We start from the raw sequence: 13,286 nt of genomic DNA on the forward strand, positions 1-13,286 counted from the left end.
AGTGCCAAGTGCCAAGTGCCAAGTGCCAAGTGCCAATGTTGAATGCGGATACCACAGCGGCCCGAGTGTGCTGGTGATTAAACTGAAAGTTCAGATCGCTTGGGCTGAGGCAACCGGACAGAGCTTCTTTTTGACCGTATCCATCGAAAGACATACTCAGAGCCAGCCGAGAATAGATGAGGGAAGCGTCTCAACGTCCGCCGTAGCCCTTTTTAAGGCCTCTTAGGCGGGGAGAGTGTCTGACAGTCACAAGGGAGTCGGTAGGGCGTCAGGGGGGCACTGCAAGACAACCGGGCATTGCCGGATTGTCTTGCTTACCATCATGCAGGGTAGGGTCTATTTTTTTAGTTTAGCGGCCCACGCGGCCCGGACTTCAGCCGGGGTCATACGGCCTTCTTGCGTATGGGCTGCGGCAGGTTTGCCAGTAGATTTACCCGGCTTTGTCTTTTGGCTGGATTTTACGCTGTTGCGTGTGGTGGCCGGCGCAACGCTGCGTTTGGTGCCAACGGCATGAGAAAGTGCACCGGGTGCGATGCCTGCGGCGGGATTGCTGTTAACCGCCTGCACAGCACGGGTGCAGAGGGAATGATCCCCCACGCCGAACTGAATGGTAGGCAGAAGCGCCAGAGGCGGGAAGACAAAACCCAAACCGGCTGCGGCAGCGGCACGCCCCAGAATTTCAGCACCGGGTAGCACGGTGGGGGATTTTATGAGGCCACTAATGTGAAAGGCACCGGGCAGGGAGGCAATGGTCGGGTTCTGTGAGCGGGTGGTGAGGGCGTAGTCGAGCGTATTGGTTTTGAAGTTGATAGTGCCCCGCCCAAGCGTCCGGGCCTCACCTGTTTCCAGCAGGAGCGTGTTGGTTGAGACAATGCCGTTCTTTAACGGCATATCGGCAATAAAGCATTTGATGTCTGTATGAGACGGCAGGCCAAGAGCTGTCAGAATGGCGTTGCCAAGTTGCAGGCCCATAATATCCGGCAGAATGGCGGTAATGTCGCCACCCTGATCTAGCACCAGTGTCAGGCCACCATTCCCAGCAGCCATCAGGCTCGCTATGGAATTTCCTTTGGCTTTCAGCGTCATGTGACCGCCAATAATACCACGCGCTTTGGAATTGGCCGTCGCCTGCATCACGCGAGCCAGATCAATCCGCGCGAAATCAATTCGTGCGGACGTATCAAATAATGAGCCATCAGGCTTGAGTGTTGCGGTGCTGGCCAATGTGCCGTTGCCGACTGCAAAGTTCAGGCGTTTGAGGTTGATTTCTCCATTGGTGATGAAGAATTCAGTATCGATCTTATCAAGCGGTAGCTTCTTGTTTTCGATATGGGCGCCACGATACGTCACATGCGCGTTAATGGCGTTCAGGCGCGGAATGTTGATGGGTGTATCGGGCAGAACGGTTGTGCTGTTGGCGGCCTGTTTTTTCTCGCTTGCAGTTTCTGTCGGTTTGGCGCCGATAAAACCACCCAGATCCACCAGATTAACCTGCCGGGAGCGCAGGTTGGCTTCCACATTCATGGGCTTCTGGTGTGGGTCCAACTCAAGGGTGCCACCAATATCACTGCTGCCCATTTTGCCTTCAAAATCCTTAAAGAGGATATGATTGCGGCTGTAGTCCAGATTGCCCGTAATGCTGTAGGCAGGGGTCCGGGGAATCGGCACACCCGTCAGCGGGTAGAGCAGGGACATATCCGGCCCGGCAAAATGTAGTTTAAGGTGTGCCCCGGCAAAGCGCATCGGGTGTAGAACATCCCCTTTTAGCGTGGCATTGGTGGGGCCGTTCTGCACAGTGAGGTCAACTGGGTAAGGCGCTTTGTCCGTCACAAAGGAGAGCAACGCGCCGCCAATAAAGCGGGCCGTAATCGGCTGCTGCGCATAACCGCCTTTTGCATCAAGATGCAGCGTGCCACGGTCATTCCCCTTGGGCGGGGTGGTCTGGACGGCAATCTGCATGTCGGCCTGTAGCGGGTCGTAGCGTACATGCAGGGCACCGTCGGTAATCCGCAGTTCACCAATTTCTGGCAAGTTGGCTGAAGCAGAGTTTTCCTGCTTTTCAGGTTTTTTCTCAGGTTTCCCATCTTCAGTAAAAGTGTAGTTATTAACAGTATTTTTTAGCGCGATAATGTCCGCCGTCGGCTGCTCCAGCGCAATAAGTGGCAGGCGTAGCCTGCGGTGCCAGAGGTAAGACCAGACATCCACTGAAACGGTCAGGCTTTTGGCCTGTGCGAACTGGTCTTTTTCTTTTTCAAACGGTTTGGGTTGTTCAATGCGCAGAGCGTCCACCTTTATGGTGGTCACGCGGCCTAGCTGCACATGCAGGTGTGCAATGGTCGTTTTGCGGTGGAGGAGGGCTGTGGCTTTGGAATTGACCAGCGGCACAAACCAGTCCCATGACCAGAAAAGAATCAGCAACAGAACGGCAAGCGCAACGCCCCCGAGAGTTTTTAAAACGGGGTGTCTGGCGCGTTGCGTGTCGGGAGCGGCGGTCATGAAGACACCCCTGACGAGGCCGGTTCTAGAAAAAAGCGGGTAATGAAAATTCTATAGGTCGTGTGAGGCATGAAAAAGTTCGCACTCCGTGTCAGTCCTGAAAGACCCAACGCCCGCCCGAAGAGTTTGGTTCCGGGGGGCATTGACAACGGAGCGCGGCAGGGTTCAGCCAAATGCACCAATATCGTGCATCACGCCGACACTGATTTCACGCAGGAGTGCAAACATTTGCTGCATAGGTATGAAGATTTCCCGATGTTCACGCTCATAGATGCCCTGTTCGCGCGGGCCGCGTGGTTCATGGAAATCAAGGTTTGAGGCAACAGTGCCGGATGGGAAAATATGAACCATTTCCTTCAGGACAGCCGGGATTTCCAGACGCAAAATCTGCTGCATCATCATATCCCGGTTAAAGCCGCCACGCGGCATGAAGAACGGAATGCGGCAGGCCAGAATCCAGATACGCTCTATCAGCGCAATGCGTATGGCGTGCAGGGCGCGGTTGAGGGGCGCACCATGCGGAGCGTCTTCCCACGCTTCCCGCAGGGCGAGATGATCTGCCTGAATACGGCGGAACATCGTGCGCAAATCAGCCGAAAGATTCAGCTTTTCCAAGTCGTGCATCAGGGTAAGGAAGGCCGCGCGGCGCGGGACTTTGCTCTCTACCGTGGCGCGGTCTAGCCAGTAGCTGGGGTCCAGCAGGTTGATGACGGATTGCAGGACCCGGTCATCCGAGCAGGTAAGGGCATGGCGGGCAAAATCCAGTGCGCGATGGAAGCGCGGGCTGGACGTGTTGAAAATTTCAAAGGTTTCCGGGTGGCGACGCACAGCGGCCCCCAAGCCTTGCAGGGTGTTGGCGCACCAGCCGAGCTGTTGGAGAATCGCGTTATTGGGAATGGCGCGAAGCTGGCTGGGGTGCGTCAGGCGGGTGCTGGTGGCCGATTCCGCGCTCTGGCGGGCCGGGGGGCGGGAGCCGGTGCGGTCAATCAGTGCCGGGCCAAACGCACCCAGCAGGGCCGCATAACCGGGGTCTTCCACTAGAGCCTGCATGCCTTCGGAAATGCTGGAGAAGAAATCCGCGGAAAAGACCGGCTGTTCATACACCGGGTCCCCTTCCTGATGCAGCGGGTTGAACAGATTTTCCGCAATGGTGGCGAGCGTTGCACCAGCCAGAGCCGGTGTGCCGAACAGCAGATAACCGTCACCCCCCTGAAAAGCCGTTTCCTCCCGGCAGGCAATCCCGGTTCGGGCAAATTCCGCGCGGACATGGCGTGGCGAAAGATAGCTGAGCCGCCCCGCCATACGGAATGGATGCGCACCGCGCCCGATGCTTTCGCCGTGCGTATCAAAGAAAATGACAGTCACGTCCTGCAAATTCCAGCGAACCAGTTGGTCATGAATTTTCAGGCGCAGACGTTCAATGAGGTACGTGGCCGCGAGTTGCCCGACATAGCGGCCGGAATCGGAATAACCAAACTGGAAGCTGATGCGCCCGGTGCGCTGTACATAAGCCCGCCATGTGGGGGAGCGCAGGGCTTCTTCCACAATACGGTCGCCATTACTCAGCGCCTCTTCTGTTTCAAACAACGGAGAGATTTCCACATTGTCCGCCACCCCAAAATGCAGCGCCGTCCAGAGCGCCGCCAGCAGGGTGTAGCCGGTTTCCGTTTCAGCAATCAGAAAGCGGACGGGGGTTTTGTTATCAATGTGTTTGGTAATCTGCGCGACCGTCATCATCAGGCGGCCAGCAGTAGAAGGATCACTCATCAGCGCGCCGAAATCGACTGGCACGGGCTGCACGGTTTCCAGCCCCTCGTTCAGGCGGTCAAGGAGTGCGCGACGATGAGACGGGCTGGCCGGGTCATCTGGAATATCCAGTTTTTGCCGAACAAAATTATGAATCTGGGTGGCGTTAAGCCGCACATGCGTGTGCGCCAGCGCCAGACCATGCGCCATAAAACCTGCCCGTGCCACGGCGAGCGGCAGGCGAGTGGCAGGAGGCGCGTTCTGCACGGCAGCGTCCAGAGCGTCCGCAAGATCATCCGCGTTCAGCAGGGCTCCTGCGTGGTTGTTGACCAGATATTCCGCAAACCGTGCCACGTCTTCCGCATCTGGTCCGGTCGGTGTGGCGCTGATTTGCGCCTTAACGCAGGCAATGGCCTGATGCAGTCGGTCCGTAAGGGCCGGAACACTGAGGCCTGTTGCACTAATCTGCTGGTCCAGCCTGTCCAGTTGGAACAGCTTCATACGCAGACGCAGGCGTAGGGTGTCCCACCAGCCAATATCGGTGCGGCCATCCGTATCGTAGCCCACCCAACTCGTCGCGATGACTGGACGGGGGATAATCGAGGCCCATGCGTCCGGCCAATGTGCGCGGGCCGTTTCCAGAAGCGCACTGTTTAGCTGGTCCATGGCATCCCGCGCACGGAGGATAGCCTGCGTGGCGAGGGTAAATTCTTCTTCCAAAGTGGGCGGTTCATCCCGCCGGTGTGTTTCAAAAAATGGGGCTACGTCTGGCAGGACAGCCTCGGACGCGCAGTCCGCCAGAGCGGTATAAACCGGATTGCTGACGGCAAAGGTGGGGTGCGCGGTGAATACCGCAGCAAACCGCACCGGGCTGACAGCCGCCTGAAAAGCGTCCGGGGTGGGTTCGGGGAGTGCCGCCATAACACGTTGCGCCACCGCGGCCAGCCGGCTGGTTGTCGTGGCATCTTCCGTGCCGCCAACATAGCGGTGCAGCCGTCTAGCGCGGTGAAGGAAAGCGGAATCGCGCAGGGTCTGCACAAGACTGGTCACATCTGAGAGAGACAGATGCTCTTCCTCCAGCGCATCCTCCAGATGGCGGGCTGTGGAGAGAACCGGGTTCACGCCTTCCACCGGCAGCAGGCTCTCTTTGTCCTGCAAAATAGGTGCAAAAATGGCCTGAAGTCTTGGAGGGAGAGTAGAAAAATCCATCTGTGCACTCGCTTACGTTCGCTGAGCAGTACAGTTTCATGTCTGCTCTTTCGCTGCAACACGTCACGCACTCTTGGGAGGGCGGAAAGGGAGTGCTATTCAGGGTGCATGACGTCATACCCAGAAAGTGACGGCGATCTTGCCGCCCGGAAGACCCTCAAACGCTACCAGCACGCAGCAACAGGTTTGCTGGTTGGGATGGGTGGACTGACCGTTGCGGGATATGCCGCCCCGGCTGCCGGGTGGGTAAAGGATGGGTTCTGGCTGGAAATGTTCCGGGCTGGCGCGCGTGCGGGCGTTGTGGGCGGTCTGGCTGACTGGTTTGCCGTGGTTGCCCTGTTCCGCCACCCGATGGGTCTGCCGATTCCCCATACCGCCATTCTGCCTGCCCAGAAGGAGCGGCTGGGCCGGGCATTGGGGCGTTTTGTTTCCGGGCAGGTCTTTACGGAAAAAGAGGTTGGGCGCGTGCTGGAGCAGGTGGATATTCCCACCTTTCTGGCCAATATGCTGGATGACCCCGCAACGCGTGAGACGCTGACGCGCTCCGTGCTGGGCTCGATGCCCAAAATATTGGACCGGCTGGAAGATGGTCGGGCCAGCGGCGCGATTGGTAAGATTTTCCCGCGCCTGCTGGGAAACAGCAATCTGGCCCCCATTGTGGCGCGTGCGCTGCGCAGTCTGGTGGATGATGACCGGCATCAGGAAGTGCTGTCCTTCCTGCTGAGCCAGATCAAGGATGGGTTGCAGGCCAGAGAAGGCGCTTTGCGCACCATGATTGAAGAGCGTGTGCGAGAGCAGGGCGGGCGTCTGCTTGGCTGGGCGATAGGTGGTTCCATCGCCACACGGGTGCTGCTGGCTGCCAGCAAAGAGTTGGAACGTGTTGACCCCCAGAACTCGACCTTGCGGGAAGGGTTTACGGCGTGGGTCCGCTCCCAGATTGACCGGATTGAGACAGACCCGGAGCGGGGGAGTGATATTTCTCAGGCAATTATGGGTGTGTTGTCTCACGAAAGTGTTGTGGGTTGGTGGGCCGATATCTGGCAGCGTTTCCGGCGTCTGGTGGAAGCAGATGTGGAAGACCCGGATGGCCGTATTGCCAGCCTCGTGCTGGAGGGGTTGACGCATATTACCACGCAACTGCGGGAAGACCCGGTCATGCGGCAGCGGGTTATGGACAGTGTAGATAAGGCCATTGTTAAAGCGCTTCCTTTTGCGCGGGAACGCATGGCGGATTTCATCGCACGGGTCGTAGCCGGATGGGATGCCGTGCAGATTGCGGAAAAACTGGAGCTGCGGGTGGGGAAAGATCTCCAGTTTGTGCGTTTTAACGGGACTCTGGTGGGCTTTGGGGTCGGGGCGCTGTTGTTTGCAGTGCTGCGGCTGTTGTTCGGGTTGAACGCTCAGTAGATCGTTGGCTGGGGTGCGTTGCTTTTGGGTTGACCTTTGGCGCACTTCGTCCCATGTGTCTGAAACAGGACCTAACTGGTCTCCAATCACCTGATGGCTGGATAATGCTGAAACTTTCCCGTCTTGCGGACTATGCGGTTGTCATACTTGTCAATCTTGGCGAACAGGATGGGGTTGTAACGTCCCCCGCTCTGGCAGCCGAGACAGGTGTGCCGGAACCCACGGTGGCAAAAATCCTCAAGGTTTTGTCCTCCAACAAACTAGTATTGTCCCAGCGCGGAGCCAAAGGCGGTTATCGGCTGGCGCGTTCGCTGGCGGATATTTCTGTCGCCAGTGTGATTACAGCAGTGGATGGCAAGATTGCGCTGACAGCGTGTGTGGATGGCGGAGAGTGTGATGCTGGCGTCTCCTGCGGTATGTGCGGGAGCTGGGACACCATCAACAAGGCGATCCGGGACACGCTAGAAGGGATTTCTCTGGAGGTCATGCGCCAGAACAGCGCATGCGGCGCAGGCATGATGAAGAAAAACGCTCTGATGAGCGCCACCACAAGACGCGAAGGGGCTTGAACAATGCCAGCAGTCACCGAAACGCGTGAAGCAGTCGAAAAACTCGGTCAGTCTTCCTACAAATGGGGTTTCGAGACGGACATTGACATGGACGTCGCGCCCAAGGGGCTGAACGAAGACACTATTCGTCTGATTTCTGCCAGAAAAGAAGAGCCGGAATGGCTGCTGGAATGGCGGCTGGCGGCCTATCGCTCATGGCTGACCATGAAAGAGCCGACATGGGCCAAGGTCTCTCATCCGCCGATTGATTATCAGGACCTGCACTATTACGCAGCGCCTAAAAAGAAGCCCGGCCCGAAGTCCCTTGAAGAAGTGGACCCGGAACTGCTGCGTACTTATGAAAAGCTCGGCATTCCGCTGCATGAGCAGGCGATGCTGGCTGGCGTGGAACTGCCCGAAGGTGAGACAGCACGGCCGCCGATCGCGATTGATGCGGTGTTTGACAGTGTTTCCGTCGTCACCACCTTCCGTAAAACGCTGGAAGAAGCGGGCGTCATCTTCTGCCCGATTTCCGAAGCCGTGCGGGATTATCCGGATCTGGTCCGCCAGTATCTGGGCAGCGTGGTGCCGGTGGGCGATAATTTCTACGCCGCGCTGAACTCGGCCGTCTTTACGGATGGCTCCTTCGTGTTCGTGCCCAAAGGCGTGCGCTGCCCGATGGAACTCTCCACCTATTTCCGCATCAATGCGAAAAATACCGGGCAGTTTGAGCGGACGCTGATTGTGGTGGAAGACGGCGCGTCCGTTTCCTACCTTGAAGGCTGCACGGCCCCGATGCGGGATGAAAACCAGTTGCATGCGGCTGTGGTGGAACTGGTGGCGATGGAAGATGCGTCCATCAAATATTCCACGGTGCAGAACTGGTATCCCGGCGATGAAAATGGTCGTGGCGGGATTTACAATTTTGTGACCAAGCGCGGCGCATGCCGTGGCGCGCGTTCCAAAATCTCATGGACACAGGTGGAAACCGGGTCCGCTATTACATGGAAATATCCGTCCTGCATCCTGCAAGGGGAAGGTTCCGTGGGGGAATTCTATTCCGTGGCGGTCACCAACAATCACCAGCAGGCAGATACCGGCACCAAGATGATCCATATCGGGCGGAATACCCGCTCGACCATCATCGCCAAGACCATCAGTGCCGGACATTCGGACAGCACCTATCGCGGTCTGGTGCGTGTGCAGCCTAAGGCGTCCGGCGCGCGGAACTTTACACAGTGCGACAGCCTGCTGATCGGCGATCAGTGCGGCGCGCATACCGTGCCCTATATTGAAAACCGCAATATGGGCGCGCGGATTGAACATGAAGCCACCACCTCCAAGATCTCGGAAGATCAGCTCTTCTACTGCCGTCAGCGTGGCCTGTCGGAAGAGGACGCGGTGGGGCTTATCGTCAACGGCTTCTGCCGGGACGTCCTGAAAGAGTTGCCCATGGAGTTTGCCGTGGAAGCTCAGAAATTATTGCAGATCAGCCTTGAAGGCAGCGTAGGGTAAGGAGTGCATACATGACCCAGTTTTTGGATATCTCCGGTCTGTGCGCCCGGATTGATGCTGACGGGCAGGAAAAAGAAATTCTCAAGGGCGTGGATCTCAGCATCCCGCCGGGTGAGGTTCACGCCATTATGGGGCCGAACGGGTCTGGGAAATCTACCCTGTCCTACGTTCTGGCCGGGCGTGAGGATTATGAAGTGACGGCAGGCAGCGTGACCTTTCAGGGGCAGGACCTGCTGGGCATGGAGCCGGAAGAGCGTGCAGCGGCGGGCCTTTTTCTGGCCTTTCAGTCCCCCATTGAACTGCCGGGGGTCAACAACGCCAACTTCCTGCGCACGGCCGTTAACGCCGTACGCCGCGCACGCGGGCAGGATGAGCTGGATGCCGTCGCCTTCCTGAAGACGGCGCGGGCCGCCGCCAAGGATCTTTCCATGGCCCCGGACATGCTGAAGCGGAATGTGAATGTCGGCTTCTCGGGTGGTGAGAAAAAGCGCAATGAAGTGTTGCAGATGACACTTCTTGAGCCGTCCTTCGCCATTCTGGATGAAACGGATAGCGGCTTGGATGTGGATGCCCTGCGGATTGTGGCGGAGGGCGTAAACCGCCTGCGCTCACCCAGCTTCTCAGCACTGGTTATTACCCATCACCAGCGCCTGCTGGATTATCTTGTGCCGGACCGTATTCACGTAATGGCTCAGGGCCGGATTATCCATTCCGGCGGGCCGGAACTGGCGCAGCAGATCGACCGTGAAGGCTACACACGGTTTCTTGCGGAGGCAGCGGCGGCGTGAGTGCAATCACACAAGATCGATCAGGCACGCTGGCTCCGTTCGGCGCACGTCTGGACGGGCTGACAGACTCAGTGCGCAAGGCTGCGATAGGCGCTTTGCACAAAAGCGGACTGCCTGACCGCCGCGTTGAGGAATGGCGCTATACCAGCCTCCGTTTTCTTGCGGAAACCCCGCTGGCGGCTCCGGCTGATATTTACGATGTCGCACAGGTGCAGGCGCAGCTTGAAAATCTCGGGCTGAGCACTGGCCCACTGGCAGATTTGCCGCGTCTGGTGTTCGTTAACGGACGCTATGCCGAGGCATTTTCCGTGCCGCCAGCGGACGTCGAGGTGTCTTTCTTTGCAAAGACCCAGACATTCGGCACGCTGTCCTGCCCGGACCGTGATCCGCTGACAGCCCTGAATGCTGCTCTGGCAACCGATGGTGCGCAACTGCACGTGCCTGCTGGCAAGAAAGCCGGTCATGTCCTGCTGGTCTCCCTCGGCCAGACGGATGCGTCCGTCTCCTTTCACCCGCGTCATTCCGTGACGCTGGAGGAGGGCGCGGAACTGACCCTTATTAGCATTCAGGCCGGGCAGGGGCGGTATCTGCATAATCCCGTGCTGGAAATCAGCGTAGCGGCACAGGCCAACCTGCGGCATGTCACGCTTCAGGCAGAGGGGCAGGACGCGGCCTGCCTCGCCACCACCTACGCACAGGTGGCAGAGCGCGGCACGTATGACAGCTTTGTGCTGGGTCTGGGTGGCGCGCTATCGCGGCAGGAAATTCATGCCCGGCTGGCCGCCCCCTTTGCGATTGTGCATGTGAATGGCGCACAGATGCTGGGCAGCCGTCAGATTGGTGACGTGACCAGCGTGATCACACATGCAGCGCCGGATTGTACGTCCCGCCAGACCGTGCGGAATGTGCTGGATGGTCATGCGCGCGGTGTCTTTCAGGGTAAGGTCTATGTGGACCGGGTCGCCCAGAAGACAGATGGCTACCAGATGAATCAGGCGCTTCTACTCTCCGAAAACGCGGAAATTGACGCCAAGCCCGAGCTGGAAATTTACGCGGATGACGTAAAATGCAGCCACGGCGCAACGGTTGGCGCGTTGGATGAAGACCAGCTTTTCTATCTGCGCAGCCGTGGTGTGCCAGATGCGGAAGCGCGCCAGATTCTTATCCATGCCTTTCTGGATGAAGCGCTGGGTCTGATTGAGGATGAGACCGCCCGCACCCTGTGCACGCAGATGCTGGCCCGGTCTTTTCCCGTTGCAGGAGAGAACGCATGACATCAGTCTCTATGCAGGACAAAATCCGGCAGGATCTGGATGTTGCAGCCATTCGCAAGCAATTTCCTATCCTCTCGCAAAAAGTGCATGACCGTCCGCTGGTTTTTCTGGATAGCGCGGCATCCGCCCAAAAGCCGGATGCGGTGATTGACGCCATGGCAGAGACCATGCGCACCCAGTACGCCAACATCCATCGTGGCCTGTATTGGATGAGTGAGCGCACGACAGAAGCGTATGAGGCCGTGCGCGATCAGGTGGCGCAGTTCCTGAACGCGCCGTCTCGTGACGAAATTATCTTCACGCGCAACAGCACGGAAGCCATCAATCTGGTGGCGCATTCCTTCGGCTCCCTACTCAAACCCGGACAGGCTGTGGTGATTTCCGAATTGGAACACCATGCAAATCTGATCCCATGGCAGATGCTGCGGGACCGCGTGGGGATAGAGCTGCGCGTGGCTCCCATTACGGATGCCGGGGATATTGACCTTGAGGCTCTGCAAGGCCTGCTGGCAGATGGGAAGGTGGCGCTGGTTGCCGTCACCCATATGTCCAACGTGCTTGGGGCGATAACCCCTGCCAGAACCATTGCCGATATGGCACATGCGGCAGGCGCGCAGGTTCTGTTTGATGGCAGCCAGTCTGTGGTGCATCGTAAAACGGACGTGCAGGCGCTGGGGGCGGATTTTTACACCTTTACCGGCCACAAACTCTATGGTCCGACGGGCATTGGCGTGCTCTGGGCTCGTAAGGATTTGCTGGAGGCCATGCCCCCATTTCTTGGTGGTGGAGATATGATCTCCACGGTCTCGTTTGAAAAATCCACATGGGCCAATGTGCCGCACAAGTTTGAAGCGGGGACTCCGGCCATTATCGAGACTATCGGTCTTGGCGCCGCTATCTCATGGATTGAGACCATCGGGTTTGATGCCATTACCGCGCATGAGGCTGCTCTGACGACCTATGGGCTGAAGCGTCTGGCCGATGTGCCGGGCCTCAAGATTGTGGGGCAGCCCAAAGAGCGCGGCGGGGTGATTTCCTTCACCATGGACGATGTCCACCCGCATGATATTGCGACTTTGCTGGACCGTAACGGGATTGCCGTGCGCGCCGGGCATCATTGCGCGGAACCGCTTATGCGGCGCCTTGGGCTGAGTGCTACGGCCCGAGCCAGTTTTGGTGTTTACACACTGCCGGAAGAGATTGACACGCTGGCGGATACGCTGGTGCGCATCCGGAACTTCTTTGTGTGAACAGCATAGCGGACAGCGGCGCATTATATGATCGGCTGATTGTCGAGCGCGCCCGCACCCCTCAATATGCTGGTCGGCTTGAACAGGCTGACGCACAGGGTGAGGGGAAAAATCCGCTGTGCGGAGACAAGACCCGGGTAGATATTGTGATGGCGGATACCCATATCCGTGACATCAGACATCACACCCGTGGCTGCGCCATCTGTCTTGCCGCAGCCGATTTGATGGCTGAGCGCGTGACAGGGCGGACCGTCGCTCAGGCGCAGGAACTCAGCCAGAAATTTTCCGCTATGCTGGTGGGTGAACCTGCCAGCACACCGGAGACTACGACAGATACAACCGCACTGGGGCCGCTGGAAGCATTCGCCCCGCTGCGTGCGCACCGGGCCAGAATTCGGTGTGCGGAATTGCCTTGGGTTGCTTTGAAGGAGGCCCTTTCTCATGTCGCTGTCTGAAAAGGTGCATGCTCCTGAAATGCAGGAACAGGATACAACAGAGCAGATGACCACAACCGACATCCTGCACGCTGATGCGCCGCAGGCAGAGGCTGAAACCGCCCGGTTTGAAAGCTGGACGCCGGACGCCGATGATGCTGCGTCTGCCAGTGCCAGTGCCAGTGCCAGTGCCAGTGCCAGTGCCAGTGCCAGTGCGGCTACGGCGGAGGGCACCGATCATGCCGTGGCAGAAGCGGATACGGGTGCGACTTCAGCATCCGTGGCTGCGGGCAACGAGGCGACTGGCGCGGTTTCGGAAGACGCCGTGATTGAAGCCATCGCAACGGTTCATGACCCGGAAATTCCGGTGAATATTTATGAACTCGGCCTGATCTATGCAATTGATCTGTATGATGATGGCCGGGTGAAAATCGAAATGACCCTCACGGCCCCTAACTGCCCCAGCGCGCAGGAACTGCCGGTGCAGGTTAAAGAGGCCGTGGAGAAAGTTTCTGGCGTGGCCTCAGCACAGGTCGAGGTGGTGTGGGATCCGCCATGGGATATGTCCCGCATGAGTGATGAAGCCCGCCTTGCCCTGAATATGTTTTAAGTGAAAGGA

At 58.1% G+C, this 13,286-nt stretch carries 10 protein-coding genes; 8 read left to right on the forward strand and 2 right to left on the reverse strand.

The window, feature by feature from the left end; all coding sequences use genetic code 11:
• Positions 1-336: 336 nt before the first annotated feature.
• Together AD949_RS04145 and AD949_RS04150 are read right to left on the reverse strand one after the other, a co-directional pair.
• Entirely contained in the window at positions 337-2,496 is a 2,160-nt protein-coding gene (locus AD949_RS04145) for an AsmA family protein (protein WP_048834885.1), read from the reverse strand.
• Between the two features lie 165 nt (positions 2,497-2,661).
• A complete protein-coding gene (locus AD949_RS04150; protein WP_048834886.1) occupies positions 2,662-5,451 on the reverse strand; it encodes a phosphoenolpyruvate carboxylase in 2,790 nt (929 codons plus the stop codon).
• Between the two features lie 108 nt (positions 5,452-5,559).
• Between AD949_RS04150 and AD949_RS04155 the strand changes: the two genes are divergently transcribed.
• The 8 genes from AD949_RS04155 (at position 5,560) to AD949_RS14275 (ending at position 13,277) form a co-directional block, all read left to right on the forward strand.
• Positions 5,560-6,858, forward strand: coding sequence for a DUF445 domain-containing protein (locus tag AD949_RS04155; RefSeq protein ID WP_048834887.1), 1,299 nt, complete (start codon positions 5,560-5,562; stop codon positions 6,856-6,858).
• Positions 6,859-6,962: 104 nt separating this feature from the next.
• A complete protein-coding gene (locus AD949_RS04160; protein WP_048834888.1) occupies positions 6,963-7,427 on the forward strand; it encodes an SUF system Fe-S cluster assembly regulator in 465 nt (154 codons plus the stop codon).
• Positions 7,428-7,430: 3 nt separating this feature from the next.
• On the forward strand, positions 7,431-8,921 hold the full coding sequence (gene sufB, locus AD949_RS04165) for a Fe-S cluster assembly protein SufB (RefSeq protein WP_048834889.1): 1,491 nt from the start codon (positions 7,431-7,433) through the stop codon (positions 8,919-8,921).
• Positions 8,922-8,932: 11 nt separating this feature from the next.
• The gene (sufC, locus tag AD949_RS04170) at positions 8,933-9,709 is read left to right on the forward strand and encodes a Fe-S cluster assembly ATPase SufC (RefSeq protein WP_048834890.1); all 777 of its coding nucleotides are present in this window, start codon (positions 8,933-8,935) and stop codon (positions 9,707-9,709) included.
• Positions 9,706-10,983 (forward strand): Fe-S cluster assembly protein SufD, encoded by a 1,278-nt coding sequence (sufD, locus tag AD949_RS04175; RefSeq protein WP_048834891.1) that lies wholly within the window; start codon positions 9,706-9,708, stop codon positions 10,981-10,983. Before sufC ends, sufD begins: the two co-directional genes overlap by 4 nt.
• Positions 10,980-12,233, forward strand: coding sequence for an aminotransferase class V-fold PLP-dependent enzyme (locus AD949_RS04180; RefSeq protein WP_048834892.1), 1,254 nt, complete (start codon positions 10,980-10,982; stop codon positions 12,231-12,233). The genes sufD and AD949_RS04180 overlap by 4 nt, the downstream gene beginning before the upstream one ends.
• The gene (gene sufU / locus AD949_RS04185; RefSeq protein ID WP_048834893.1) at positions 12,230-12,688 is read left to right on the forward strand and encodes a Fe-S cluster assembly sulfur transfer protein SufU; all 459 of its coding nucleotides are present in this window, start codon (positions 12,230-12,232) and stop codon (positions 12,686-12,688) included. Before AD949_RS04180 ends, sufU begins: the two co-directional genes overlap by 4 nt.
• Positions 12,675-13,277 carry an SUF system Fe-S cluster assembly protein gene (locus tag AD949_RS14275; protein ID WP_048834894.1) on the forward strand — a complete coding sequence of 201 codons (603 nt, stop codon included), beginning with the start codon at positions 12,675-12,677 and terminating at the stop codon, positions 13,275-13,277. Before sufU ends, AD949_RS14275 begins: the two co-directional genes overlap by 14 nt.
• Positions 13,278-13,286 lie beyond the last annotated feature (9 nt).

Source organism: Acetobacter orleanensis (assembly GCF_001581005.1).
Taxonomy (GTDB): domain Bacteria; phylum Pseudomonadota; class Alphaproteobacteria; order Acetobacterales; family Acetobacteraceae; genus Acetobacter; species Acetobacter orleanensis.